At 58.2% G+C, this 26,275-nt stretch carries 20 protein-coding genes; 9 read left to right on the top strand and 11 right to left on the bottom strand.

Annotated features, from left to right (window positions below):
• Complete coding sequence (locus tag BDD14_RS05160) at positions 1-1,389, top strand: cytochrome P450 (RefSeq protein WP_130417865.1); 1,389 nt, start codon at positions 1-3, stop codon at positions 1,387-1,389.
• Between the two features lie 5 nt (positions 1,390-1,394).
• Here the strand turns inward: BDD14_RS05160 and BDD14_RS05165 are convergent, their stop codons facing one another.
• The gene (locus tag BDD14_RS05165) at positions 1,395-1,979 is read right to left on the bottom strand and encodes a hypothetical protein (RefSeq protein ID WP_130417866.1); all 585 of its coding nucleotides are present in this window, start codon (positions 1,977-1,979) and stop codon (positions 1,395-1,397) included.
• 297 nt (positions 1,980-2,276) lie between these two features.
• A complete protein-coding gene (locus BDD14_RS05170) occupies positions 2,277-2,912 on the bottom strand; it encodes a YbhB/YbcL family Raf kinase inhibitor-like protein (RefSeq protein WP_130417867.1) in 636 nt (211 codons plus the stop codon).
• Between the two features lie 188 nt (positions 2,913-3,100).
• Here BDD14_RS05170 and BDD14_RS05175 point away from each other — a divergent pair, with 188 nt between their 5' ends.
• The gene (locus BDD14_RS05175; protein WP_130417868.1) at positions 3,101-3,970 is read left to right on the top strand and encodes an aldo/keto reductase; all 870 of its coding nucleotides are present in this window, start codon (positions 3,101-3,103) and stop codon (positions 3,968-3,970) included.
• Between the two features lie 175 nt (positions 3,971-4,145).
• Here the strand turns inward: BDD14_RS05175 and BDD14_RS05180 are convergent, their stop codons facing one another.
• From BDD14_RS05180 to BDD14_RS05190, 3 genes are all read right to left on the bottom strand, one after another.
• Entirely contained in the window at positions 4,146-5,087 is a 942-nt protein-coding gene (locus BDD14_RS05180) for a catalase family peroxidase (protein ID WP_130417869.1), read from the bottom strand.
• A gap of 67 nt (positions 5,088-5,154) precedes the next feature.
• Positions 5,155-6,630 carry a serine hydrolase gene (locus BDD14_RS05185; protein ID WP_130417870.1) on the bottom strand — a complete coding sequence of 492 codons (1,476 nt, stop codon included), beginning with the start codon at positions 6,628-6,630 and terminating at the stop codon, positions 5,155-5,157.
• A 105-nt stretch (positions 6,631-6,735) separates the two neighbouring features.
• Positions 6,736-7,131 (bottom strand): RNA-binding S4 domain-containing protein, encoded by a 396-nt coding sequence (locus BDD14_RS05190; RefSeq protein WP_130417871.1) that lies wholly within the window; start codon positions 7,129-7,131, stop codon positions 6,736-6,738.
• 100 nt (positions 7,132-7,231) lie between these two features.
• On the opposite strand from BDD14_RS05190, the gene BDD14_RS05195 reads away from it, so the two are divergent.
• The 3 genes from BDD14_RS05195 to BDD14_RS05205 all read left to right on the top strand — a co-directional run bounded on the left by BDD14_RS05195 (position 7,232) and on the right by BDD14_RS05205 (position 14,385).
• Positions 7,232-11,524, top strand: a complete 4,293-nt coding sequence (locus BDD14_RS05195) for a sodium:solute symporter family transporter (protein ID WP_130417872.1) — start codon at positions 7,232-7,234, stop codon at positions 11,522-11,524.
• A 119-nt stretch (positions 11,525-11,643) separates the two neighbouring features.
• Positions 11,644-12,318 carry a phosphate signaling complex protein PhoU gene (gene phoU / locus BDD14_RS05200; RefSeq protein ID WP_130417873.1) on the top strand — a complete coding sequence of 225 codons (675 nt, stop codon included), beginning with the start codon at positions 11,644-11,646 and terminating at the stop codon, positions 12,316-12,318.
• Between the two features lie 327 nt (positions 12,319-12,645).
• The gene (locus tag BDD14_RS05205; RefSeq protein ID WP_130417874.1) at positions 12,646-14,385 is read left to right on the top strand and encodes a nitrite/sulfite reductase; all 1,740 of its coding nucleotides are present in this window, start codon (positions 12,646-12,648) and stop codon (positions 14,383-14,385) included.
• A 143-nt stretch (positions 14,386-14,528) separates the two neighbouring features.
• Here BDD14_RS05205 and BDD14_RS05210 read toward each other — a convergent pair whose 3' ends face one another.
• Entirely contained in the window at positions 14,529-14,996 is a 468-nt protein-coding gene (locus BDD14_RS05210) for a response regulator (RefSeq protein WP_130417875.1), read from the bottom strand.
• Between the two features lie 183 nt (positions 14,997-15,179).
• On the opposite strand from BDD14_RS05210, the gene BDD14_RS05215 reads away from it, so the two are divergent.
• From BDD14_RS05215 to cobA, 3 genes are all read left to right on the top strand, one after another.
• Positions 15,180-15,485, top strand: a complete 306-nt coding sequence (locus tag BDD14_RS05215) for a hypothetical protein (protein ID WP_130417876.1) — start codon at positions 15,180-15,182, stop codon at positions 15,483-15,485.
• Positions 15,486-15,791: 306 nt separating this feature from the next.
• On the top strand, positions 15,792-16,433 hold the full coding sequence (locus BDD14_RS05220; RefSeq protein ID WP_130417877.1) for a precorrin-2 dehydrogenase/sirohydrochlorin ferrochelatase family protein: 642 nt from the start codon (positions 15,792-15,794) through the stop codon (positions 16,431-16,433).
• The gene (gene cobA / locus BDD14_RS05225) at positions 16,430-17,170 is read left to right on the top strand and encodes a uroporphyrinogen-III C-methyltransferase (RefSeq protein ID WP_242617747.1); all 741 of its coding nucleotides are present in this window, start codon (positions 16,430-16,432) and stop codon (positions 17,168-17,170) included. Before BDD14_RS05220 ends, cobA begins: the two co-directional genes overlap by 4 nt.
• Here the strand turns inward: cobA and BDD14_RS05230 are convergent.
• The 3 genes from BDD14_RS05230 to BDD14_RS05240 all read right to left on the bottom strand — a co-directional run bounded on the left by BDD14_RS05230 (position 17,136) and on the right by BDD14_RS05240 (position 22,582).
• On the bottom strand, positions 17,136-18,203 hold the full coding sequence (locus BDD14_RS05230) for an alpha/beta hydrolase (RefSeq protein ID WP_165419927.1): 1,068 nt from the start codon (positions 18,201-18,203) through the stop codon (positions 17,136-17,138). The two genes, cobA and BDD14_RS05230, sit on opposite strands and share 35 nt — an antisense overlap.
• Before the next feature lie 62 nt (positions 18,204-18,265).
• Positions 18,266-19,165 (bottom strand): Fpg/Nei family DNA glycosylase, encoded by a 900-nt coding sequence (locus BDD14_RS05235; protein WP_130417879.1) that lies wholly within the window; start codon positions 19,163-19,165, stop codon positions 18,266-18,268.
• A gap of 558 nt (positions 19,166-19,723) precedes the next feature.
• Entirely contained in the window at positions 19,724-22,582 is a 2,859-nt protein-coding gene (locus tag BDD14_RS05240) for a TonB-dependent receptor (RefSeq protein ID WP_242617748.1), read from the bottom strand.
• Between the two features lie 102 nt (positions 22,583-22,684).
• Between BDD14_RS05240 and BDD14_RS05245 the strand changes: the two genes are divergently transcribed.
• Entirely contained in the window at positions 22,685-23,005 is a 321-nt protein-coding gene (locus BDD14_RS05245) for a hypothetical protein (RefSeq protein ID WP_165419928.1), read from the top strand.
• Between the two features lie 829 nt (positions 23,006-23,834).
• Here the strand turns inward: BDD14_RS05245 and BDD14_RS34310 are convergent.
• Both BDD14_RS34310 and BDD14_RS05255 read right to left on the bottom strand, forming a co-directional pair.
• On the bottom strand, positions 23,835-24,647 hold the full coding sequence (locus tag BDD14_RS34310) for a PGN_0703 family putative restriction endonuclease (protein WP_130417881.1): 813 nt from the start codon (positions 24,645-24,647) through the stop codon (positions 23,835-23,837).
• Between the two features lie 84 nt (positions 24,648-24,731).
• The gene (locus BDD14_RS05255; RefSeq protein ID WP_130417882.1) at positions 24,732-26,273 is read right to left on the bottom strand and encodes an FAD-binding oxidoreductase; all 1,542 of its coding nucleotides are present in this window, start codon (positions 26,271-26,273) and stop codon (positions 24,732-24,734) included.
• Between the last annotated feature and the right edge of the window lie 2 nt (positions 26,274-26,275).

The following is a 26,275-nucleotide window of genomic DNA, read 5'->3' on the forward strand; positions in this document are numbered from 1 at the left end:
ATGGACCGCTCGAGCAGCACCGACTGGAACTTTCCTCCCGGCCTCCCGCACTCGCTTCAGTTTTACGCCTTCAAGCCCTGGGTAAAGCTCGGCGAGCCGATTCGTCTCTTTGAATACCTCCATCGCACCTACGGTTCCATCGCCTACTATCGCTTTCTCGGCACGCCAATCATCTTTTTGAACGAGCCCGACTACATCCGCGAGGTGCTCGTCACCCAGGCCGCCTCCTTCGTCAAGGAGCGCACCGTTCGCCGCATGAAGATCCTTCTCGGCGAAGGCCTCATCACCTCCGACGATCCCATTCACATCCGCCAGCGACGCATCGTAGCGCCTGCCTTCCACCGCCAGCGCATCGCAGCCTACGCCGAGGAGATCGTCTCCAGCGCCGCCCGTCACGCTGCACAGTGGCAGCCCGGAGGTGTCATCGATATCTCTGCCGCCATGATGTCCCTCTCCCTCGAGATCGTCGCGCGAACCCTCTTCGCGACCGAAGTCACCGAAGACATCCGCCGCATCAACGACGAAGTCAACACCATCATGGACCTCTATAACTTCCTCGTCGCCTTTCCCCGGATGGAGAGCGTCCTCCACCTCCCTATACCCGGCGTGATGAAGTTTCGGCGTTCCAAAGCAAGACTCGATCAGGTCGTCAATCGCCTTATCGCCGAGCACAAGCGAGAAGGCGTCGACAAAGGCGATCTGCTCTCCATGCTGATCAGCAGCCGCGACGAGCAGGCGGACGCCTCCGGCCACCACACCGGAATGTCGGACGAACAGGTTCGCGACGAGGTCCTCACCATCTTTCTCGCCGGTTACGAGACCACCGCCAACGCTCTTGCCTGGACCTGGTATCTCCTCTCACAGAATCCCGAGGCCGAAGCGAAGCTGCACGCTGAGGTCGATCATGTCCTTGGCACCGGCGATCATTCCCGCCTTCCCACGCTCGCCGACTACCCCTCACTTCGCTATACCGAACAGGTCTTCGCCGAATCCATGCGCCTCTATCCTCCCGCGTGGGCGATGGGTCGCATGTCCAACCAGCCCGTCACACTTGGGCACTATCGCATTCCACCGGGCGCGCACTTCTTCATGAGCCAGTACATCGTTAGCCGCACGTCGGAGTTTTACCCCAACCCCCTGCGTTTCGATCCTGACCGATTCACTCCCGAGGCGAAAGCCGCGCGCCCCCGCTTCACCTACTTCCCCTTTGGAGCAGGTTCGCGCCAGTGCATCGGCGAAAGCTTCGCGTGGATGGAAGGTGTGCTCGCCATCGCCACCATCGCGCAGCGCTGGCGTATGACATATCTGGGCTCAACACCACCTGTCCCGCAGGCGAAGATCACTCTCCGCCCACGCGACCCGGTGAAGATGCGGCTTTCTCTGCGTTAGAGCGATTACCGGATGCGGAAGACCAGTCCCGCGCTCGCTTCAAACAGGTTCGAGGCAGGGTAGGATGTCGTCGTATTGCCGACCGCGGCATTGCTGACCGTCGTCAGCGAGCCGTATCCAATCTCGAACGCCTTCAGGTCCATGAATCGATTCAGCTTGTAATCGGCTCCTGCGAAGATGCCATATCGCGCCCGGTTGATACGTATGGAGGTATGGGGTGCTCTGGTCGTCCCTACGCCACCGGAAAGCTGAACATAGGGCCGCCAGGAAGGAGAAAGCGTCTTGGCAACCACCCGCACACCCACCAGGAAGCTGTTCATTCGGGCATTGTTCGCACCTACGGTCGTATCGCGGATGTCGATTCCCGCGTCCACATTCTTTCCGTGGGCGAAGTCGTAATACCCTCCCATGTTCACGCCCCAGAACGTTCGCGAGGTGGTGCCTTCGCCAAGAAATGCGAAGGGGCCTGTGTCCGCCTGCGAGTTGCTGACCCGCGTAGCAACCGGATTTAGATAGATACCAATCTGCGCATGAGAAGCAACAGGAAGTAGAAAGAGGGCCGACAGTACAGCGGAGAACAACAATTTCATCAGCGGAGTCCTTGGAGTTTGAGTGCTTTTACAACAAATTCATCTACGCATTCAAGTGTACCGACCATTTGCTGGCCTCAGCATGTCGGTCCTGAAAAATGTACCTCCGGGGGAGCCCCTGCTTCGCGAGCGGGCTCGAAACATCGCGATGGAATTCCTCTGCGATCTGCAGCAATCGATCTGCAGAAATCCAGAACCCGAAAACTACGGCCGGATCGCACCTCCGAGAGCGAAGTCAGGGACTCGGCGGCTAGAGTCTGCGATTCTCTCTGCCGCCGATTCCCGTGTTATCCAGGTCTACCTGGGTGCGGAAACCTTGGGATTCAGGGAATAGGTTCCCGTGAGGCTCGCCTGGGCCAGTACATGTCCCTTGAGCGCTCCAAGAACCTTCTCGCCGGTCAGCTCTCCATCCACATCGACCCTCTCAAGATCCAGGGCGTACAGCGTGAAGACGTAGTGGTGCACGATCGAGTCGTTCCACGGAGGGCACGGTCCGTCATAGCCAAAGTAATCCCCCTCCATCGCCGGATCGCTCGCGAACCATTGCGTATAGTTGTTAATTCCGTGTCGCATCCCATCCGGCCCGGCAGGCCCGCGCTTGCCATGCGGAGTGATTCCGTCGCTGTGGCTGCCTGCCGCAATCTCTCGCAAGTTCGAAGGAATATCCAGCAGGATCCAGTGATAGAAGTTCACTCGTGGCAGATCGGCCGGGATCTCCCTGCCCTCTTGATTGACATCATCCGCCTTGCTCGGCACATCGGGATCATGCACCACCAACACGAACGACTCTGTCCCTTCAGGCACGTCGCTCCACGCCAGATGCGGATTCCGGTCGCTGCTCAACGAGACGTGGTTCTTCACGTCCTCCACCGCAAACGCGAACTCACCGGGTATCGCCGCTCCGCCCTTAAAGCTGTTACTGGTCAATTTCATCGAGATCTCTTCCTCCTCTACCAAAATACCTTTCTTTTCAGAATCGGATGTCAACAGCAGGTAAGGCGTTCGTCGTCAGCTCGTCCCACTTCATTGATGTTTTTGAGAAATGCAGCAACAAATTTCACCCTCCCCCGTAGCCACCCTGCGCCGCCAGGGCGTATCTTAAGGCGCAAGTGAGGTGCCTCATGCTAAGGAGAGACTTCCTTCGCCGCTCCGCCAAAAGCTTCGGAGCCGCCTGGCTCGCCACCAACTCCCCCGCCGCCACGCTCGGCCACGAACCTCTTTCGCAGAAGGTCACCGCCCAGGACGAGGTCACCCTCGGCAAGACCGGTATCCGCACCTCGCGCCTGGCCATGGGAACCGGCACCGTCGGCTTTGGCGGCTCCTCCAACCAGGTCCGCCTCGGCAACAATCCCTTCACCCGGCTTCTGCTCGACGGCTACCATGACAACGGCCTGCGCTTCTTCGACACCGCCGACTCCTACGGCAGCCATCCCAACGTGGCCGGTGCCCTCAAACAACTCCCTCGCGACAAGGTCGTCGTCATGACCAAATCCGATATCCGCGATCCCGCCGGTATCAAGCGCGGCCTCGATCGTTACCGCCGCGAGCTCGGCATCGAGATGATCGACATCGTCCTCATCCACTGCGTCACCGAAAGCGACTGGACCACGCGCTACCGTGGCGCCATGGACGTACTCTCCGAGGCCAAGCAGAAGGGTGTCATCCGCGCGCACGGAGTCTCTTGCCACTCCATCGGAGCCCTCCGCGCCGCGGCCGCCTCGCCCTGGGTCGAGGTCGATCTCGTCCGCCTCAACCCCATCGGATCCCACATGGACGCCGATCCTTCCACCGTCCTCAAGGTCATCAAGCAGATGCGCGCCGATGGCAAAGGCATCGTCGGCATGAAGATCCTCGGCCAGGGCGACCTCCGCGACCGTCCCGCCGAAGCCATCCGTTACGCTCTCTCCACCGGTGTCCTCGACGCCTTCACCATCGGCGCCGAATCCCGCAAGGAGCAGGACGACCTGACACAAAAGATCGCCGCCGCGTAATCGAACCTCCCAAACCGCGATTCCGCCAGCTCACAAGCCGCGATTCTGCCAACCTACAAACCGTCATTCTGAGCGAAGCGAAGAATCGCAGTATTTCGCCGATAGCGCCGCAGAATCGCCTGAGCCAACGAAAAAGGGCCGCCCAAAAAAGGCCGCCCCTTCCGCCTCGACAAAACTACTCAGTCGGTTCAGGAGCAGACCGCCGCTTCCGTCCGCTGATCAGATACACCGCCGCGCGCAGCTCCAGCAGCGGATCCTCCGAAGGCTCAATCCCATCGAGACGTGGAATCGGATCGAAGATGATCTGCTTCTGCTCCCGCGCGTCGGCGGCCACCGGCTGCGTCAGCTCAATCGTGCCCAGCTCCACCACCTTGCGATCCGCCGGCCAGTGAACCGTCGCATCGTTGATCACGTCGCCGTCCTCCGCCACCTGAACCGTAATCTTGAACTTGACCGGCCCTTTCCCAATCCGCTCCGTAAATTCGTCGAACAGGTAGTTCGCATCCTTACCCGCAGCCGCATCGGCACTCAGATGCTCCTCTCCAGCCTCGGGAACGATCGTGTACCTTCCGAACCGGGTCACTCCATCCTTGTTCGTGAACTTCATCGCCGTAAGCCCGAAGTACCTCTCCTGCGCAAAGCTCACCGGCATCGGCGTAATCGACTGCACAAATGCGAGTGCCTTCGGATGGCTTCCCACAAACTCCTGAACCTTTGCCTTGTCCTCCTGCGTCACAGCCCGCAGAAACTCCAGGAACCCCGCACCATCCGTCGCCGGAAACCCATTGGCCGAATGCGCAACGATATCCGTGTGCACATGCTCCGCCAGGTTGAACCGGATCGCTATCCCGCGAGGGTCTGCGTTCGCGTCGTTATCCGGGAGCAGCGGAATCCCGGTCGAATTCGAGAACCTCACCGTAACCGGCGTCGAGGCCTGCGTCGCATGTTGGGCCCGCGTTAGCGAAGTTGCCTCGTTCGAAGGTGTAAATCTACCGGTCAGCATCGTTCCCTTGGCATGCGCCGGTCTAAACCCTGGGTGCGGTCCAAAGACCTTCTCGAATTCCTTCAAAATCTCTTCGCTGAGAGCAATCAACTTTTCGTCGTTCGGAAGTGGCATGATGATTCTCCTTCATCGCAGACTATCGCAGAGCGCGGCTCACTCTTCTTCGATCCTGTGAATTCTGTCACGCTCCCCCGTTCGGGGTTGACTCCTTCTTCCTCGGGCCGTTGATGTCACGTCCTCCCTGATGCAGCACCATCCCCGTCACCTCGCCCTTATCGTCCTTCACGAAATCGATCTCCGCATTCATCATCTTCGTGAAGAACTTTGTCTCCGACTCCGCAAACACCGGCACGGCCGGCTGTCCACTCGCCTGAGAGATCAACTGGTCGCCCTCCAGCGTAAATGTCAGGCTGAACTTCGGGCCCAGCTCGTACGTCCCCACATACTTCTCGAGAACGCTGCGGTCCAGCTTTACCTCCGTACGAACCACCGGCTTGAAATCCGGCCAGCCATACTCGGCCGCGATACTCTGCATCACCTGTTGCGCCAGCCGCGATCCTCCCTGCGCGTTCGTCATCACCACAGCGCCGTCGCCGTGATTCTCGTACCCCACAAACAAAGCCTCGAATCCGGCATTCACCCCGCCGTGCATGAAGTATCGATCCGCCTCCGAGCCACCGATCTGGACGCCCAGCCCCCAGCTCCCCATGCCGAGCGTCATCATCTCCTTCGTCATCACCTGCGACAGCACGTGGTTCGCCTTGCCCTTAAGCGACTGCTGATTTTCCATCACGTAAAGCGCAAGATCCGATGCCGTCGTCCACAAACCCGCCGCAGCCATCTCGGGATACGTATGCGCTCCACCCGCCACCGGTGTGCCGTCCGCGTTGTACGGAGTAGCCGCCGGCCCCATCCTCGCAGGCAACGGCTGCTCATACGTACTGTGCTTCATCCCCATCGGCGCCAACACACTCTCCTGCAGCAATTTGGGAAACGGCTCCTTCGCCGCATCGATCATCGTCGCCTGCATGATCGTGAAGCCGCCGCCGGAGTAGTTCCACTTCGTACCCGGCTCCGTCTCGATACGAATCGCAGGCGTATTCGCAGGCTTCTCTCCATCCAGCACCTGCACCAGCGTCGGAACCGGCGCATCCTGTGCATAGCCGGGAAAGCCATGCACCGTCGTGCCTCCGGTATGCGTCAGCAGCTCACGCAGCGTCACCGGTCTGCCATGCGCCGCCTCGCTCGAAGGCAGCTTCCATTCCACCAGCTCTTTCTCTACATCTTCATCCAGCGCCAACTTCTTTTGCTGCACCAGCCGCAGCGCCGCCATCGCCGCCACCGGCTTGCTGATCGACCCCGCCTGAAACATCGTCCCGGCAGTGACCGCAGGCCCTCCCACCTTTGCCACCCCGAAACCGCGCGCCCACTCCAGCTTTCCGTCATGAATCACAGCAACGCTCACACCCGGAACATGCATCGCCTCCATGCGCTTCTCCAGCGAGATGCACGGATCTCCCTTCGCCATCACCGGCTCGTGCAGACACCCCACAACCTTGTCGATGTGCCGCTGCACATCCGGGGACACCGTCTGCGCCGCGCTTACCTGCCCCACAAGAAAAGCGCACACGCCTGCCAGAGTTACGCATCGATTCATGGTGGATCTCCAAGGGAATCTTTCTAAACGCAGCCAGCTTACAGAACTCAATACGCTGCAGCACTTAAATAGTTCGTCGATTCCACTCAGACCAGGGACAAAAGCCTACCGCCCTCGAAGCCGCGTCATCACCCTGCGATCCCGCTTCGTAGGCCGCCCGCTCTCCCATGTCGACTCATACGCCGGTACCGCCTTCTTAGCCTCTGCCAGCGCCCGTCGCTGCTCCTTGCTCTCGTCCGTCTCACGATAGAGTCCCTGCGCCACCGAAGCCGGTCCCCGAACCTCGCTCAGTCCCAGCACTTCCACCTCGAACTCGCCGGAGTCGTTCTTCACCTTCAGCATCTCACTCGCATGCACGTCGCGAGACGCCTTCACCGGCTGCCAGACTCCGCCGCTCCTTCGCGCCTCAATCCTTCCCAGCTCGCACGCCTTGGATGCCAGAGCGCGTGTCTTAAAAAAGCGGGCGGCCCAAAGCCACTTGTCCATCCTTACGCAGTCCATCCTCACATTCTCGTACAAATCTCCCCGGACGAGGCGTTCTCAATGCTGCTTCCGATTTCTTCGCAGCCCTTTCTCTGCCTTTCGCTATAAACTCGCTGTCATGCCCGCTGTTGTTTCGGTGTCTCACCTTCATCTCCCGGACCTTGTCCTGATCGTTGCTTATCTTGTTGGAATTACTCTGTTCGGCCTGAGTTTCCGCGGCGGCAAGGATACCGCCTCGCGCTCGCTCAAGAGTTACTTCCTCGCCGACCGCAGCGTTCCCTGGTGGGCTATCGCCCTGTCCATCGTCTCGGCTGAAACCAGCACCCTCACCATCATCAGCATTCCCGGGGTAGCCTTCACCGGCGACTTCGGATTCCTCCAGGTGGTCATCGGCTACATGATCGGCCGCATCGTCGTCGCCGCGCTCTTTCTCCCGCGCTACTTCCAGGGCGAGATGCTCACCGCCTATCAGCTCATCGACCAACGCTTCGGCGGAACGCTTCATAAGACCACCGCAGGTCTCTTCCTCATCACCCGCGCCGCCGCCGAAGGCGTCCGTGTCTTCGCGGTCTCCATCGTCATCGCCATCGCCATCGGCACCGGAGATGTCCTCTCCATCGCCATCATCTCCGCGCTTACCCTGCTCTACACCTTCGAAGGCGGCATGACCGCCGTCATCTGGACCGACGTAATCCAGATGATCCTCTACATCGCCGGAACGGTCGTCGCCATCGTCACCCTGGGAACGCACGTCCCGGGAGGGTGGCAGCACATCCACACCGCGGTCGCGGCCGCAGGCAAGTTCCGCATCTTCGACTTTGCCTTCAACCTCACCCAGACCTACACCTTCTGGGCGGGCGTCCTTGGCGGAAGCTTCCTCACCATGGCCTCGCACGGCACCGACCAGCTCATGGTGCAGCGTCTGCTCGCCGCCCGCAACCTGGGTGAATCGCGCCTCGCGCTGCTCTCCTCCGGAGTCGTCATCTTCGTACAGTTCACGCTCTTCCTTCTCATCGGCGCGGGCCTGTGGGTCTTCTACGGTGGATCTACCGTCCAAAACATCGCCCCCGACCGGCTCTTTCCCTCCTTCATCGTCAGCGAGATGCCCATCGGCATCGCCGGTCTGCTGATCGCAGCCATCCTGGCGGCGGCCATGTCCAATCTTTCGGCCGCCCTCAACTCACTCTCCTCGACGACCGTCGTAGACTTTTACATGCACTGGCGTCCCGAAGCCGACAACCGTGAACGTATGATGATCTCCCGCTCCTCCACCGTTCTCTGGGCACTCGTCCTCTTCGCTATCGCTGTCTACAGCATCCATGCGGGAGGCAAGGGCCACGTCGTCGAGATCGGCCTCTCCATCGCCTCCGTCGCCTACGGCGCTCTGCTGGGGGTATTCCTCCTCGGCACGCTCACCCGCAAGGCCACCGAGGCCGGTGCGATCGTCGGACTCATCGTCGGCTTCGCCCTCAACATAGCGCTCTGGCTGCAACCCGGCCCCATTCATCTCTCCAGCATTCCCCTCTTCGGCGACACCACGATTCCTCGCGTCGCCTGGACCTGGTACGTCTTCATCGGCGCAATCGTCACCTTCCTCGTCGGCTACATCGCCAGCAAGCTCCTGCCGAAACCCCGCGCCATCACCGACGGAAAGCCCGCCGTCGTTGCAGCGCTCATCCTCGCCCTGCTCTCCTCGTTCTCAATCCGCAGCGAGGCGCAGGAGTCTATCCTCCTCACACAAAACCGTGTGCCCCATCTTCGCGACGGCTTTATCGCCGCCAAGGTTGGCACCGGCAAAGCCGAACCGTCTCCGGACTTCACTCCAGTCTCCACCCTCATCAACGACGCGATCGCGCAGCACAAGCTTCCCGGCGCCGTAGTGGTCGTCGGACACGACGGCAAGGTCGTCTTCCACCAGGCCTACGGCAACCGCAAGCTCGAAGGAGAACCCAGCCCAAACGGCAGCACCGCCGCCGAGCCCATGACCGAAGACACCATCTTCGACATGGCCTCGCTCACCAAATGCCTCGCCACCGCCACCGCAATGATGCAGCTCTACGAACAGGGCAAGTTCCAGTTCGACGACCCCGTCGCGAAATACCTCCCCGACTTCGCCGCCAACGGAAAAGACAAAGTCACCATCCGCCAGCTGCTCACCCACTACTCCGGCCTTCCGCCCGACGTCTCTCTCAAGGACCCCTGGGGTCTCACTACACCAGACAAGGCCGAAGGCATCCGCCGCGCCATGGCCTCCCCGCTCGACAATCCTCCAGGGATGAAGTTCGTCTACTCCGACATCAACTTCATCACCCTCGGCGCACTTGTAGAGAAGCTCTCAGGTCAGTCGCTTGATGAATATGCGCAACAGCACATCTTCACTCCTTTGAAGATGGCACACACTCGATATCTCCCGATGGGTCAGGCTTGCGGAACTATGCCCGATACGAAAGGCTTGTTGACCAACGAAGGAGGACATGGAATAGAGCGCTGCAAGGGGGATCAATGGCCTCGTGACCATTGGATTCCTAACACCGCTCCCACCGCCCACGATGACGAATCAAAAGACAACCCCTCGTTAAACCCTGACTTCGACCATCTCCTCCGCGGAACCGTCCACGACCCCACCACACGCCGCATGGGCGGAGTAGCCGGACACGCCGGAGTCTTCTCCACCACGCACGACGTCTCGCTCTACGCCGATGCCCTCCTCGAGAAGCTCGTCCACAACAAGGGTCCCTTCCCCCTCAAGCAATCCACGCTGCAACTGATGACGAAGCCCGAGCAGCCCGCCACCGCGCAGGACGGCGCAACCATCTTCACTCCCGACGGACAGCCCACCAAGGGCGTCGCCACCCGAGGCTTCGGCTGGGACATTAACACCGCCTTCTCCCGCCCCCGCGGCTCCATCTTCCCCATCGGTAGCTTCGGTCACACCGGCTTCACCGGCACCACCCTCTGGATGGACCCGGGCTCCAACACCTACGTCGTCCTGCTCGCCAACGCCGTTCACCCCCGCGGCAACCCGCCCATCTCCGCCCTGCGCGGACAAGTCGCCACCGCCGCCGCAAAGGCCCTCGGCCTCGAGACCTTCAATGCAATCAAGCCAAAAACAACCGTCATTCTGAGCGAAGCGAAGAATCTCAGTAGTTCGTCCGCAGCGCCAGAGAAAGCTCAAACTCTCACCGGCATCGACGTCCTCGAATCCACCCGCTACGCCGCCCTCGCCGAAGCCGCGCAACGCCACAACAACCACCTCCGCCTCGGCATCCTCACCAACCAGACCGGCCTCGACGCCCACGGCCACCGCACCATCGACCTCGTCGCCACCGAAGCCCCTAAATCCGTTCCCGGCGTCGAGCTCAAATCGCTCTTCTCCCCCGAGCACGGCATCTTCGGCACCAAAGACGAGACCGGCATCTCCGGTGAGGTCGATCCCACCACCCACATCGCCGTCACCTCCCTCTACGGAGCCAAGCCCGAGTCCCGCCGTCCCACCCACGACCAGCTCAAAGACCTCGACGCCGTCATCATCGACCTCCAGGACGCCGGCGTCCGCTTCTACACCTACGAGGCCGTCACCGGCTACTTCCTCGAAGCCGCCTCCGCAGAAAAGAAACTCGGTCACTCCCTCGAGATCATCGTCCTCGACCGCCCCAACCTCATCGGCGGCGAAAAAGTTCAGGGCCCCGTCTCCGATGAGGGCCGCGAGTCTTACACCAACTACATGTCGCTGCCCATCCGCCACGGCATGACGCTGGGCGAGTTGGCCCGCTACATCAACGGCGAACGCCGCCAGCCCGGTGGAACCTCACCTAACGTCCAGGTTCCTCTCAACGCGCAGCTCACCGTCATCCCGCTCCAAAACTGGCGTCGCTCGCAGTACTACGACCAGACCGGCCTCCCCTGGATCAACCCCAGCCCCAACCTGCGCAGCGTCACCGCCGCTACCCTCTACCCCGGCGTCGAGCTCCTTCAGTTCACCAACGTCTCCGTCGGTCGCGGCACCGCCACACCCTTCGAAAACATCGCCGCACCCTTCTTCGACGCCAGTACGCTCGCCTCCGCTCTCACGGCCCGCAACATCCCCGGCGTCACCTTCGCCGCATCTACCGTCACCATCACCGAAGATGCCAACCGCCTTCCCTACCACGGTCAAACCCTTCCCGCCGTCCACCTCACCCTCACCGATCGCGATCTGCTCGACTCACCCGAGCTTGGCATCGAGATGATCTCCGCCATCCGCCGGCTCTATCCGCAGCAGTTCGATCTCACGCGCGCCGATCGGCTCCTCGTCAGCGTCAACACCGTTCTCGCGCTCAAGAACAACGAAGATCCCCGCACCATCGCCAGATCCTGGCAACGCGAGCTTGACACCTTCCGCCAGCGCCGCACCCAATACCTGCTCTACTAATCCTTCTTCATCCATCAAAAGATGTATCGAATTCGCCACTTGATCGGCACAAATTCACTGCATCTCGACCATTCCTGCATCACAATAGAAATACCTTCAATTGAGAGGGAAGGTGCACTATGCCGCGCATCAACTTCCATCAGCAGCTTGCCGCCCTCAAAGACAAACTTCTCGCCATGGCGGCGCTCTCCCAACAGGCGCTTTCGCTTGCCCTCGAGTCCTATCTAACCGGCAATTTCAGCCTTTGCGAACACGTCAGAGAGATTGAAACCGCCATCAACGCTGCCGAGCGCGACGTCGACGAGATGGCCTACGACCTCCTCGCCAAGGAGCAGCCCATGGCCATCGACCTGCGCTTTATCCTGGCCGTCATCAAGATCAACGGCGACCTAGAGCGCATCGGCGATCAGGCCACCAACATCGCCCAGCGCACCCAGGCTCTCGTCGACATTCCTCTCATCGAGCTCCCCATCGACATCCCCGACATGGGCGAAAAAGTCGGCGTCATGATCCGTACCGCCCTCCAGTCTCTTCTCGAGGCTGACGCCCGGCTCGCCGAACAGGTGCTCGCCATGGACGATGACGTCGACGAAATGAACCGCCTCGTCCAAGCCGATCTCATCGACCTCATGCAGCGGCGCCCCGAGATCAGCGCGCAGGCGCTGAACGCCATCATCGTCTCCCGCAATCTCGAGCGCTCCGCCGACCACGCCACCAACATCGCCGAAGATGTCATCTTCTGGGTGCGCGGCTCCGACGTCCGCCACAAATACTCGCTCGCACAAGCGGAATAACGAACCTCGCCGCCGCAAAGCTCAAAACCTGTTCTCTCGCGTGGCCGCAACTTACGTAAAAAATCAGGCTTGTTCCTTATCGTTCCAGCTACGACCCTTGACGCCCCACCCCATGCGGATTAACCTTTAACCATGGCATCCGACCGCGCCCCCGCCTTCTGCACCTGTTGCATGTGTTGTTGCGACCGGGTGTGCTGTCGCCTTTGCCCCGCTTCGTAGACCTCTGGCTGAGTCCGCGAACCCCAAGCAAAGCCGATGCAGACGCCCACTCCTCCGAGTGGGATTTTTATTTATCCAAGCTAAATTTCAGCCCAAAGGATCTCCACCATGTCCACCACCCCGGCCCCCGCCGCCGTCAAAGAAACCAAAGCCCAGCGCTCTGAACGACTTAAGCTCGCCAAGAACCCGTGGGAAGCATGGGAAGAGGTCCGCGAGTTCGCCCGCAACGGCCGCGACTCCGTTTTGCCCGAGTGGACCGGACTCTACTTCAAGTGGTGGGGCGTCTACACCCAGGGCGACGGCAAGGGAGTCACCGGCGGAGCAAACGGCGAAGGCAAGGCCACCGAGTACTTCATGATGCGTATCGGCCTGCCCAACGGCCTGCTCACCAGCCAGCAGACCCGCGTCATCGGCCAGCTCACGAAAAAGTACGCCAACAACCTCGCCGACATCACCACCCGCCAGAACATCCAGCTTCACTGGCTCACACTCTCAGGCCTCGTCGACGTTGTCGACTCGCTCACCGCTGTCGGCCTCTCTCCCAAGGGAGCCTGCGGAGACGTCGTTCGCAACGTCACCGGCTGCCCCCTCGCCGGCCTCGATCACACCGAGCTGCTCGACGGATCGCCTCTCGCCGTCGAGATCGCGCACCATCTCACCGCGAATCCCGAGTTCTACAACCTTCCCCGCAAGTTCAAGATCTCCGTTACCGGCTGCCCCGTCTGGTGCACCTATCCTGAGATCAACGATGTCGCGCTGACTGCAATCAAGCGTACCGTCGATGGTCCCAACGGTATCCAGGAAGAGATCGGCTACACCCTTCGCGTAGGCGGCGGCCTCTCCACCGAGCCCCACATCGCCGCCCGGATTCCGGCCTTCATCCCCCAGTCGAAGGCCCTCGAGGTGGTCACCGCCGTCGTTCGCATCTTCAAAGAGCAGACCGACCTGCGCGAAAACCGCACCCGTGCCCGCATCAAGTACCTCTTCATGCGTCACGGCTGGACCGCCGAATCGATGCTCGCCGCCATCGAAGAGAAGCTCGGCTACAAGCTCGATCCCAGCCCCGTCTCGATGGAGGAGATTCCCGCCGACATCTACCGTGACCACGTCGGCATCACACCGCAGCGCCAGCCCGGCCTCTCGTCCGTGGGAGCATCCGTTCTCAACGGCCGTCTCTCCGGCGAGCAGCTCATCAGGCTCGCGGATCTGGCCGATAAGTACGGCAACGGCTCTCTGCGCGCCACCATCGGCCAGAACATCCTCATCGTCAACGTCCCCAACCGCGAGACCGCCGCACTCGTCGTCGAGCTCAACACGCTGGGACTCAACGTCGACGTCTCACCCTTCTGGCGCGGAGCAATCGCCTGCACCGGAACCGAGTTCTGCAAGCTGGCCATCGCCGAGACCAAGGGCTTCAACACGTGGCTGGTCTCCGAACTCGAGGAACGCCTTCCCGGCTTCGATCAGCAGATCCGGCTCCACGTTACCGGCTGCACCAACTCCTGCGGCCAGCACTGGATCGCCGACATCGGCCTCGAAGGCAAGAAGATCAAGAAGGACGGCCAACTGGTCGATGCCTTCTTCTTCTGCGTTGGAGGCTCCATCGGCAAGTATGCTCGCCCCGCGCGTCAGCTTGGCTACCGTGTCGCCGCCGTCGATGTTCCCGCTGCCATCGAGCGCCTGTTGAACGGCTACCTTGCCGAGCGCACCGAAGGCGAAGACCTCCGTCACTACTTCGACCGCACTGACGATACGACGCTCCGCGCACAGCTTGCCGGCGAGGTCATCGAGCCAGTCGAGCGCGACGCCCCGCCCGTAGGCGCAGGTCATCTCGCACCCGCGGAGTAGCTCATCCCGGCTGGCGCACCTCCGCGTCAGCCGCCCTCCTCGAAGACAATGCCGGTCCATCCCCTGTTCCATGCCTGTTAGGCGCTCAACAGCAATCACCGTCCTGCAAACCCATGGTCGCGCCTGGCTGCAGGAGAGGACAGCTAATTCGTCAGGACGTAGCGATCGTCGTTCTCCGGTTGAACATACTCTGAGACCCGTCGAAGCATGTCGGACGGATGGATGGGTTTGGTAAGGATCGCAAACTCGTGCCCCATCTGGCGTGCCTGCTCCAGAAGATCCACAGTTGCCGCCTGACCTGAAAACAAAAGGATCCTGCACTCGGGGATCGTGCGTTCCAGGGTCAGCGCAAGCTCAACTCCGCTCATCCCCGGCATCACCACATCGCTGATCACAAGCGACGGATGATGTGCATGTGCCAACTCAAGTGCTCTTATACCGTCATAGGCAGTTCTGACGCTGTACCCGCTTCGCGAAATGATAGTCGCCAAAGTATCTGCAATGATCCGCTCGTCATCCACAATCAGAACGTCGAGTTTCTTCGATCCCAACGAATGTTCCTGCGGTACCTCATCCACCGAAATTACCTCGCAGTTCAGAGTGCGTTTCATTGAGATCACCTCTTCAAAGACCCTAGCAGGCTCCGACATGTACGGGTAAACTCTTTCCATTCTGTTATTTGAGGCTATGCTTTGCATCGAAAACCCAAGAGGTGTATTATGCATCATAATCAAGCTTAGGTTAGCAATACGTTAGCGTTTCGTTATCGAAAGGATTGCGTTAAGGAGAACGTTATGGGAGACAGCGAAGAGATCCGTGACTCCATGAGATTTCAGTCCATTCCTCAGGGCGATGTCCCGAAAGGAAGGGACGGTAAACATAAGAAGATCATCACCCAGCTTCTGAGCGATATTGCGAGATTGCCTCACGGCTCCGCCCTGAAGATTCCTCTCGCGGAACTTCCCGATTCCAAGGAAAATATTCGATCGGCTCTCAGCCGAGCCGGCCGGCAGCAAAATCTGGATCTCGCGACTTCCAGCGATGAAAATTTTCTATTCGTATGGAAGAACACTTCCAGGCCATCGCCGGACGAGCGATAGACCTGTCAAGCTCAAAATGGATGGAAGCATTGTCGTTTGTGTCAGATAACAGATGCCGGTTAGATTCTGCCTGTCAGTTAGAATAGGAGAGAAGAGGAATCAGGGGTGCCGAGCCCCTGGTCTCCGGCTTCCGTTCGAAGGCGTCTCTAAGCCAGCTTCAACAGAAGTCACGAAAATATTGGAAGTCCACCCCTAAACCTAATGTTTATAAGATTTTAGCTAGATAAGTAGGGGGGGAGCCACCATGGACCGGCGATCTGGGATATCGACGATCTAGGATATCTAGGATCGAGAGGAAACGTTAGAATGTCGCTCTTCCCCATCTTCCTCAAGCTCACTGGCCGGCCCTGTGTGGTGATCGGTGCGGGCCGTCTCGCTGAGTCAAAGATCGAATCGTTGCGCGCCGCCGAAGCCGCCATCACAGTCATTGCCCCGCGCGCCATCGACGCCATCGCAGAACGGGCCGACGCAGGCGAGCTGATCCTGCGCGCCCGCCCATATGTGGAAGGCGATCTCGCTGGAGCTTTTCTCGTGGTGGCTGCCACCGACGACCCGGCAGTCAACCGGGCCGTCTTTGCGGAGGCGACCGCAAGCGGAGTTCTCTGCAATGCCGTCGACGATCCACCCTTCTGCGACTTTTACTTCCCTTCCGTGGTCCGCCGAGGAGACCTCCAGCTCGCAATCTCGACCGCCGGAAACTCGCCCGCGCTGGCCCAGCAGCTCCGTAAGGAATTGAACGAGCAACTCCCGCTGGACCTCGGGGACTGGCTCGCCGATCTCGGCAATCTCCGCCGCGAGGTCGTCACCGCCGAGCCGCTCAACGAATCGCGCCGCCTTCTGCTCCACCAGCTCGCCCAGCGTCATGTCTGCGCCTACGATCAGTGCCCCTCGCGCCTTCTCGCCCGCGAACATGCGCGCACGAACCCCATTCCCATGGAGAAAGCGTGATCTCGATCCCTGACGCAGAATCCGGCCATGTCTATCTTGTAGGAGCAGGGCCAGGAGACCCCGCCCTTCTCACCCTCCGCGCCGCGCACCTGCTCAAGACCGCAGATGTCGTCCTTCCCGACGACCTCGTCAGCGACGAGATCCTAGCGCTGGCCAGCCCGACCGCTCTCATCATCCCGGTTGGCAAGCGCTGCGGCCAGCCCCGCATCACACAGGCCGGAATCCACGCGCTGCTGCTCGAACATGCGAGTGCAGGAAGCTCGGTTGTCAGACTCAAATCGGGCGATCCACTCATCTTCGGCCGCGCTGCCGAGGAAATTGCCTTCCTCCGCGAACACTCCATCCCGTTTGCGATCGTTCCCGGCATCACCGCAGCCTTTGCCGTCGCCGCGGCTCTCGAAACTCCTCTGACGGACCGGACCCGGGCGTCGAAACTCATTCTCGCTACCGCTCATCACGCAGCCGGCAAGCTCGCGCTCACACCGAGCTGGTCCGGAGCTTCTCCGAATGAGGCTACGCTGGTGATTTACATGCCGGGTCGAAACTTCGAAACCCTCGCCCAGGATCTGATTGGCTCCGGGATCGCACCCGAAACGCCATGCACTGCGGTCTCCTGCGCCTCGACGCCAGAGGAACATATCCACATCACAACTCTGGCCGAGCTCTCGAGCCCTGACGTCGGCCCCGCCCCTGTCCTCCTGCTTATCGGTCCGCCGATCTCGAAACCGGAGCACTGAGAAATCGCTCGACCCGCTCCTGCACCGCAGCCGCATCGCAGCTCATAATCAGGTGCGCGCACTCGCCATGCGAGACATAGGTCTCCGCCCCGACGGCCTTCGCCCAGGCAAGCGCGGGCCCAGGAGTGACCATTCTGTCCTCGGCGGCAACGATGACCAGAAACCTTACCGGCAAACTGCGAGCCACGTCTTCGGTCGACCTGCCATGCAGAACATCCTGGGTGAGAATTGCCCGGGCCTGCCATACTCGATCGTTCGCGTCCTGCCTTTGCGGAGCTTCGATCTTCGCGAGCCACTCCCTGTATTGCGAACGCGGAGCCTCAGCGTTGCGATACAACGGTGTCGTCAACATCTGGACTCCGATTTCATTTGCCAGCTTCAGAACTGGCTCCTTTTGATAATGACCGCCCTTGTACTGCGGATCGGATTCAATCGCGTCGATCACAATTTGCTTCGATAGTCTGTCGAAGTTCGTAGCCTGCGGCGATCCGACGATCGGAACCGCCAGATCAATAAATTCCGGATGCAACACTGCCCACGCAAAGACCTGGTGTCCGCCGAGCGAGAGCCCGACGGCAGCGTGTACATGCCGCACCTTGAGCACTTCGGCCAGTACGCGATACTGCGCACGAACCATATCTTCGGTCGTGAATTGAGGAAACGCTGTTCCCGGTTGCCGCTTATCGTTCGACGGCGACGACGAGATGCCGTCTCCGAACGCATCGAATGCAACACCAAAGAAGCGCGACGTATCGACGAGCCGCTGCGGACTTTGCGATGGGCCAAATAGCGGTAAAAGATCTTCGCTGCGCCCGTTTAACCACGTCGGCACAATCACAACATTCGATCGTTCGGAATTGAGAGTGCCGAAGGTTCTATAGCCGATCCTGCAATCAAGAATCACCTGACCGCTGGCGAGTGTGCATGTTCCGAGTTCAGCGATCTGTTGACTGCCTTGCTTTTCCCCCGTCTGTGCGAACGCCATACCGCACAGAAACCAAACCAGCGCCGCCACGGCCTTTCGTCTCTGCATGCCCCTCATTTCCCGAGAATACACTCGATGGAATTCGTAACGCGGGTATTTTCGCGCGGAGATTAACGCCGCCGCAGAGCTTCCAACTCATCCAGAGTTCGAGGCCAGTCCTTCCCCAGCAGACGGGAGAGACTGCGGTCTGCCAGCAGCTTGCCGCCGGTCTGACACTGCGTACAATAGTTCGTCTCATTGTCTGCGTAACGGATACGCTGCACTGGATTACCACACCGGGGGCAGGGTTCCCCAAAGCGTCCATGGACAGCCATGTCTTTTCGAAAGGCTGTCACCTTTTCCGGAAAGCTGATCCCTGCCTCCTGACTCAGCCGGTCGATCCAGAGGTGAAGCGTTTCGCGCGTAGCTGTGAAGAGACGCAGCCACTCTTCGTCCGATAACCTGTGGGTCAACTGGATGGGCGAGAGTTGGGCTGAGTGCAGAATTTCATCGGAGTAAGCATTTCCGATTCCGCTCAGGATACGCGGGTCTGTCAAGGCACGTTTGAGTGTTCTGTTCTCGGCCATGAGAGCTGCGCGAAACTGGTCGAAGTCGATTTCGAAGACGTCCACTCCACCTGGGTCGATAGAGCTTAAGTCTTCCTTCTTTCCGAAGAGATGGAGTGAGGCCCGCCGCTTCGAACCCGCCTCGGTCAGAACCAAAGAGCCACTGGGGAAATCGAAGGCCGCGAGATAATTCCTTCCCCCAAGTTTCGCGCCCACAGCTCTCCAGTGCAGTCGTCCCGCGATCATCAGATGGAGCACCAGCCAGAAGCCGCCGTCGAATTCGATGACGATTCGTTTTCCGATCCTGTCCAGAGACTGCACAATACGTCCTTCAATCGCATGGATCGAAGGTTGCACTGTGCGAAGTAGAAATGGACTGGCGAGCCGCACTGCCTGCAACGGCTGGCCAAGGATTCGCGGCTCCAGCGCGGTAAGGTAAGCAGAGATGTCCGGCAGTTCCGGCATAGGTATTGAAGTCTCCTGCCCTACTGGCTTCGGAAATTTGGAGCCGCTATCTCAGAGGAACATCGATTACCTCAATCGTGTTGGGTCGAACAGTATGCTTCCGATGTTGTGGGTGACCGTAACCTGACCGCTGACAGATACCGGACATCCGGGTTGATTGATAGAGTTAGTGACGAACCAGGTTGCGATTGGAGAGAGTTTATCTTGAGCAAATTCTGGCTCATTCGCGATCCATCGTTGCCAGACCAAGCAACGCAATCTTATTCATGCAGCAATTCCTCCGCTTAGTTTCCCTCTAAACCACCGACATCACCAGAGATCTGGTATCGCCTCGTCTACTCGAAATCAGGTTAGCGGAGATGTTATACGTTCGTAATGAATTTTTCCGAGCCCTGGGTCCCGATGAGTGGTGGTGCCAAATGATAACTCCACTGGATACGAAGGAAATAGAACTGCGAATCACCGGAACGCAATTGAAAAGCTCAGGTCAGTGACGTTGCAGGTCCTACCCAATTATTAAGCCACTGGGTAGGACCTGCAACACGATGTTTTTCCCTCTCAAAAACTCAGGCGCGCTGCCAACTGGATACTTCTTGGATCGCCTACTGCCGTCGCAGCTCCAAACGAAGGATTGGGCCTGGAGGGATAATCTCCCGTTCCCCACGTGGCGTTTGGAATCATGTCGTTGCGATGGTTTAGAACATTGAATGCCTCTACCATGCCTTCCAGGTGGAACCGCTCGGTTATAGGAAAGGTTCGACTGAGGCGTGCGTTTAAGCTGAAAAAGTCGAAGCCGACCCCGGCATTACGATTGATGACAGCACCCGCGAGTGCCTCGGTACATGGATTTATTCCAACCAGACTGTAGCCGGCAGCACACGGACGTTGTGTAGTCTGCTGTGTTGTCTGCCCTCCCGTCGTGATATTGAAAGGAAGGCGGGAGTAGTATTGCAAGATTCCACCCATGCGCCAACCATGGGTAAGATGTCCGGTGATGCGATCTGTATGAGCCGTGGGCGAAGTCAGGGTTGCATCGAAGACCAACCGATGACGTTGATCATCATCGGATCGGCTGCGATCCATGCGGAGGTCGAAGTTATTGATCGGTGAGCTGAAGAAGAATTCTCCAACATTAGCCATGGCCTTCGACCAAGTGTAAGAGATCCGAGCTGAGCCCCACGAGACGGGTCGCTCCAGAAAAGAGACTGCAAGACCGTCGTACGAAGAATCGAAGAGAGAGTCGTACGGCCTGACATTTCCGCGAGTTGGATCGGGACGCGAGCCATCGGGATTGATGTTGCGGTTAATGGAAGACAATAAATGAAGCCCGCGAACATGCTGATAGCTGATGCCAAGCGTTGCGGTTTGTGTAATCTGCTGCTCGACTCCCAGGCTCGCCTGTTGTGAACTGGCATTCTGAATGCTGCGATTCATGAGGGTATAACTGATCCTTGAACCTGGATTCGGTGTGGAGGATACGTTCGGAAACACCGGAGCACCGGTATCAGATGGAATATAGGTATATTGCAAGAGCCGTCCACGTGCAGGATCGGTTGTATTGTCTGCAGACAGCAGTGCATTGGCTAAAGGGCGGAGTGGAACACGATCGTAAAAGAGTCCAAAACTGCCCCGTACAACAATTCGCTTATTTGCGAATGGCGACCACGCAAAACCTATACGTGGGGACACGTTATTTATATCGGTATTGATCGTTCGCAGAAATTGCAGATCATAGCGAAGCCCTAAATTCAAAGTGAGCGTAGAAGCGATCTTCCACTCGTCCTGCACATACATTCCGATGTTGGGATTGTTTTGCTGGATAAATGGTGTGCCGAAGTTCTGGGAGAAGGAAGAATAGGATCTCCCGCTCGATTGAAAGGCGGAGAGCGACGGAAATAGGTAGGAACCCGCGAAAGCCATGGGAAAAGTAATGGTGTCGTTGTTAAAGAGGAAATCTGCACCGGCTTTGACTGTATGGGTGCGACGCTGCATCACAAAGTTATCAACCAGTTCATAGAGATAGTTCAATCGCGCCGTGGGCGAAGATGAAAATCTGCCAAAGGTCGCGACCCCGCTAATGGTGACGGCTGGACTGTTCTGCGTATTCGGAGGAGCTTCCAGATCGTCGTAAGTAAATTGCCCGCGGGTTTCGTTGAAGGTACGCGGAGAAAGAGTCGCAACATTGCTGACGGCAACTGTATGGTTCGTATCTCGCACACTGGTTCCATAACTGACGTCGGCGATGCCTCCGGCGCCGCGCGCATTGATGCTGTCGAGATGGTAAAAGCTGTAGCGCAGATTGATCTGATCGATATCGCTGAATCGATGATCACCCCGCAGGAAGGCTGTGTCTGTGTGGACGGTCGTGGGATAGAGCGTTGTTGGTCCAGTCCCTACGCTAAGGCGAGGTCCCACAAAGCCTATCGCATCGAGGCGGGAATTGATCGCCGAAGCTTGAGCTGGGGCAATCGTGGTGACACCATTGGTATTGAGACGTCGCCCCTCGTAGTTGCCGAACAGGAAGGTATGATCCCGCGTGACTGGACCGGAGAGACTGGCTCCATATTGTCCCTGCGTGAGTGGAAGTTTATTTCCGGAGAGCGCGTTTTGAGCATTCAAGCGTTGGTTCTTAAGAAATCCGTACGCAGTACCGTGAAGATCGTTGGTTCCGCTCCGCGTAACGATATTGAAATATCCACCCAGGGCACGACCGAATTCAGCTTGTCCACCCGAGGTGACAACTTGAAACTCCCGGACCACGTCCATCGAGTAGGAATTTCCCGCTAAGCCTGCCGCATCGTCATTCGCAGACAAACCATCCACGACGAAGCTGTTGGAAAAGTTCCGTTGACTGTTGATCGAATATCCCTGCCCGATGACTGGCGAGGTCTCGGCAAAGGTTTGGACACTTCCAGTATTGGTGGGACTCACTCCTGGAGCCAGCAAGGACAAGTCAAGAAAGTTTCGACCGTTATACGGAAGATCGTTGACCTCAGCCTGTAACACTGTCTCCGAAATCTGACTGCGATTTTCCTCGAGCACGGGAGGCTGACCTGCAACGTCGACCGAGGTGTTGGCGGAACCCACGGCAACTCGCAGGGTGACATCCAAGGCGGCTCCAACGGTCAATTGAACCTTTTGTGCCGTGAGCGCAAAGCCGGCCGGCTGAGTAGAAAAGGAATAGATCCCGATGACCAGAAACGGGATGCGAAATCGCCCCTGATCATCGGTTGTAACGGTATAAGCCTGGTTTGTCGCCAGGGCAAGAGCCTTGACGGTTGCGTGCGGTATCAACGCTCCGCTGGTGTCTAGTACGCGGCCGGTTACGGATGCCGTCGTAAGAGTTTCCTGAGCTCTCCCCAGAGACGGTACGATCAACGAGATCAGGACAGCCATGTTTCTAACAAGACGATTCACAATGCCTCCAACGTAGTGGCAGCCCCATAGGGCTGCAGCCCCTACAAAACTCTCAGGCGAGATAGCTGGAAGGCGGAGGACCTCGTTTGCCATGTGTCCGTTGTGGTGAAAAATCTGGATCGGCCCGGTGAAGCGAGGACGACAAGCTATCAATCTGCCAGCGAATCCGATGTTGTTTCTCGTCACAATGGCACAACGAACTGCCTTGCGCCGCTGAAATTGCAGCAGGCATGTATGGGCATTTCTCAAAAAGCTGAGCGAGATGCGGAGAAAAAGAGCTGGATCCGTGCGGGCTTTCCATGCGCTCCATCGCGCGCATTAGACAGCGGTGCTTTCCATGCGCTCTGCAACACACCGGAATCAGAGTCTGTTCACTTCTGTGCGAATGAAAGATCGCTCCAGCAAAGGGCAGAAGCAGGCTGAGGATCAGGAGCATTGCGCTCAACTGACCACACCATCGGCCTTCCTTCCGTAGAGAGATCCTTCGTGCGGTCAATTTCATCGTCTCTTTTCGATCAGTATGGCTGCTGTAAACTCGACACTTCATCGATGCCTGGCGCAGCGTGCACCGGCAATCTAGATTCGGTCTTCCCGGTTCATGCCTAAGACGCCGCTGCTGCCAGACGAATCGGGCAAGCATCCTTAAACCAATGGGACAACAATCGAAGGGTTTTTATGGTCCGCGGGGGAGAATAGGAGCGCCGTCAGCATTCAGCAAGTGCCAGCTCTCTAGAAACCAGAGCTATTGCTGAGTTTGCCGCTTATGCCTGGTTCTTCGCCTGAAAACCTTGTTGAGGACTTTTAGACCAGAGAAGTCGGAGGACCGCGTTTCTGACGGCAGCGATCCCGCGCAATGCGCCACTTGGATTGCGTCTGAGGAGCTACAGCTCGATGACTGAGTAACTCCGCAAAAACCGCATCGCTCACCGGTAAAGCGGCGAAGCCTAACTTGGCGAGCGTCGTTAACCCAGGGTAATAAGGACACTTATCGGCTGGAGCTTGAAATCGCGAGATGCTACCGGAGGACTGGAGATTGGAAGCAACTGCCATGCAATGATGTTCCCCGCCGCGACGGCAGCAGGCAGGCAGATTGCTCTCTCCTTTTGAAGTCAATGCAAAGAGAGAGGATGTGAATGGCAGACTGATAACCGCCAGCAACGTAATTGCCAAGAGTCTTCGCAACATCCTCATTGAAGCATCGCGCGATTCCAAAGGCAAGTGTCCTATCTGGCTAGATCGACATCGCGCTGTGTCAGGTGGGAGAAACTCCGTATTTCTCTTCGAGAAAATTTTTCAATCTTTCCGGCAGAGTTCCAGCGATCTCCTGCCAGGACAGAAGCTTGAGCCGATTACGAAGCGAGTAAATGCGGACTGCTCGCATGACCTGAAACCAGCTTTCGATCAGATCGGTGCGACGGCCATCGCACAAGAGGAGAAACGAATTTTCAGTAGAGTGAGCTGCAAGGACCCCTCGTATCAGCTGGTAGGCATGGACTGTGTTCCCTGACATTGGAAGCTCCGTCACCTCAAATACCTCGTGAAGATCTCGGTATCGAGATAACAGACGAAACGTCGCCGGCCGAAATCCCGTCTCTGTGAGTTTTGCCTCCACTAGCAAATCTCCGAGCCGCATATCAATCTCCGTTTGATCGCATCCGCCGTTCAGAAGCGAGATACGGGGCCGGAAACCAAAGGCGGGTATTTGTCCGCGCTCAATCCCAAGCAACGCGCAGAGTTGTGAGCGCTGAAGAACTCGAGGGTAACAAAAAATATTCATGAGCAATGCATCCGAACTGCTGGCGCAATCTAACTCGCTTCTTGTTCGTTCCCATGAACGCGCGATCCAACGGTCGCCCGTGTACTTCTTCTCCAATCGTCTTCGCCAGCCAGGTCGAGAGCAGATTGCCCGATAGGATGCCGGAAGGAAATTTCCGTGGACATTCCCTTCCCCCTGATAGAGCACGCTCGGTATGGCTCCATAGCTGACTTCATGCGCCAACAGGCGGGCTCGTTCGATGTTCCTTTGACTGAGCTCTCGACGAAGTGCGGAAGCTGTAACGCGCATGGCATCATTTTAGGCGAAGATAAAACGAAAGTCATGCGCCCACAACAGATAGCTTTGAAGGAGGCGATTCACGCGTCGCAAGGTTCAAATGCGTATCGACATGGAGTGATGAAAGATGTTGTTAGGGTCGTACCGACGCTTCACACTTTGGAGAAACGGATATAGATCGCCGGTACCGTAGTACAGCTGTGGCCAATAGTCGTGCTGCAACATATCTATATCTGGATAATTGATATAGCACCCTTCATAGCGGTCGCTCCAGAAGGGTGTCCCGGCGTATTTGTTGCTGGCGCCGGCACTTGCGTAAAGGTCCTGATAGAAGTCCCTCATCCACTGAATCTGTCCAGCATCCTGAGCTGGATCGGTCCAGGTGCCGATGAACTGCAGCTTCATCGTAGAGTTTCTTTGAGCCGAAGCAGTTTCTTCGAGCATTTGCTCTCGGTTCACTGCACCTCCAAACGAATCCGCCAAGACGGTATTGCTGGAGAGATCGACTCCATCGATCTTTCGGTTAAGGTGTTTATAAAAACACGCTGCTTCTTCCCTGCTGAACCCTCTCTTCATAAAGGTCGATTTGTACTTGTGCCGACGGTTCACCACAGGGCCTCCGCCGCCGTTCCGCTCCTGAGAATCAATCCACGGAATTTTATTCAAGGTGTGCTTGGCCAGGCACAGATCGGTGCCCTTGTGCACCGGTTCGGGATGATGCTCGGCCATAGCCGGATGAACGGAAAGCTGGGCTATCGGCTTACATTCATCGAACATCGCTAAATATTCATCCAGGACACGTGTGTCGTTCACGGTCCCGTCCGGATTTGTAAACGTCACAGACATTCCCAGATGGTCCGAGCTTCGGTGAGAGAGATTGAAGATTGAGAACAATCCCCACGTCTCTGCATCCTTGCCCCGTGTCTCCCAATAGTTGCCGAAGAGGTAGAGAATTCGCGCAAAGCGCTCCTCCGTCATTCCGTCCCAACTGAAGCTGATATTTCCTCGCACAACTTCGGTGGGCGCTTTTGGAAGAGTATCGAAGTAAAAGTTGGTAATGATGCCGAAGTTTCCTCCCCCACCACCACGGCATGCGCGCAACAGATCGGCTTCGTTGCGTTTGTCCGCTCGCCGGATACGAGCATTTCCCGCAGGATCTACGGTTACGATATCGACCGCCGTTACCCAGTCAGGAGTGATCCCGTGTAAACGCGACAACAATCCGTATCCCCCACCCGATATGTGCCCACCTGCCCCCACAGGAGGGCAGGTTCCGCCAGGGATTGTCACCAGATCGCGCTTGTACAGCTCCGGATAAGCCCTCCCGAGCGTCGTACCCGCACCCAATCTATACTTCGGTCCGTTCGGAGGAGGGGCGGTGCCCGCCAAAAGACTCAGATCAATGATGGCTCCGCCTGGATTGTTATCGACAAAATCTTCGTAGCAGTGTCCTCCGGAACGGACTGTTGGACGTAACCCGGCATGAACAAAACGCTGCAGAGCCTCGGCAACGTCCTCGCTGGTATCGCAGAGTGCAATCCTGCTGGCTCTATCTCCCGACTCCGGGAAACGTGCGTTCTGTCCACGGCTCAGTCGATCGAAACGGACGTCTCCGGTGGATACAATCTCAATCCCCATCT

The sequence above is a fragment of the Edaphobacter modestus genome (genome assembly GCF_004217555.1).
Lineage (GTDB): Bacteria > Acidobacteriota > Terriglobia > Terriglobales > Acidobacteriaceae > Edaphobacter > Edaphobacter modestus.

Excerpts from the sequence above, each read along its gene's own strand:
- BDD14_RS05160 (WP_130417865.1), top strand. The coding sequence starts at position 1 with ATGGACCGCTCGAGCAGCACCGACTGGAACTTTCCTCCCGGCCTCCCG.
- BDD14_RS05165 (WP_130417866.1), bottom strand. The coding sequence starts at position 1,979 with ATGAAATTGTTGTTCTCCGCTGTACTGTCGGCCCTCTTTCTACTTCCT.
- BDD14_RS05170 (WP_130417867.1), bottom strand. The coding sequence starts at position 2,912 with ATGAAATTGACCAGTAACAGCTTTAAGGGCGGAGCGGCGATACCCGGT.
- BDD14_RS05175 (WP_130417868.1), top strand. The coding sequence starts at position 3,101 with ATGCTAAGGAGAGACTTCCTTCGCCGCTCCGCCAAAAGCTTCGGAGCC.
- BDD14_RS05180 (WP_130417869.1), bottom strand. The coding sequence starts at position 5,087 with ATGCCACTTCCGAACGACGAAAAGTTGATTGCTCTCAGCGAAGAGATT.
- BDD14_RS05185 (WP_130417870.1), bottom strand. The coding sequence starts at position 6,630 with ATGAATCGATGCGTAACTCTGGCAGGCGTGTGCGCTTTTCTTGTGGGG.
- BDD14_RS05190 (WP_130417871.1), bottom strand. The coding sequence starts at position 7,131 with ATGGACTGCGTAAGGATGGACAAGTGGCTTTGGGCCGCCCGCTTTTTT.
- BDD14_RS05195 (WP_130417872.1), top strand. The coding sequence starts at position 7,232 with ATGCCCGCTGTTGTTTCGGTGTCTCACCTTCATCTCCCGGACCTTGTC.
- phoU (WP_130417873.1), top strand. The coding sequence starts at position 11,644 with ATGCCGCGCATCAACTTCCATCAGCAGCTTGCCGCCCTCAAAGACAAA.
- BDD14_RS05205 (WP_130417874.1), top strand. The coding sequence starts at position 12,646 with ATGTCCACCACCCCGGCCCCCGCCGCCGTCAAAGAAACCAAAGCCCAG.
- BDD14_RS05210 (WP_130417875.1), bottom strand. The coding sequence starts at position 14,996 with ATGAAACGCACTCTGAACTGCGAGGTAATTTCGGTGGATGAGGTACCG.
- BDD14_RS05215 (WP_130417876.1), top strand. The coding sequence starts at position 15,180 with ATGGGAGACAGCGAAGAGATCCGTGACTCCATGAGATTTCAGTCCATT.
- BDD14_RS05220 (WP_130417877.1), top strand. The coding sequence starts at position 15,792 with ATGTCGCTCTTCCCCATCTTCCTCAAGCTCACTGGCCGGCCCTGTGTG.
- BDD14_RS05230 (WP_165419927.1), bottom strand. The coding sequence starts at position 18,203 with ATGCAGAGACGAAAGGCCGTGGCGGCGCTGGTTTGGTTTCTGTGCGGT.
- BDD14_RS05235 (WP_130417879.1), bottom strand. The coding sequence starts at position 19,165 with ATGCCGGAACTGCCGGACATCTCTGCTTACCTTACCGCGCTGGAGCCG.
- BDD14_RS34310 (WP_130417881.1), bottom strand. The coding sequence starts at position 24,647 with ATGCGCGTTACAGCTTCCGCACTTCGTCGAGAGCTCAGTCAAAGGAAC.
- BDD14_RS05255 (WP_130417882.1), bottom strand. The coding sequence starts at position 26,273 with ATGGGGATTGAGATTGTATCCACCGGAGACGTCCGTTTCGATCGACTG.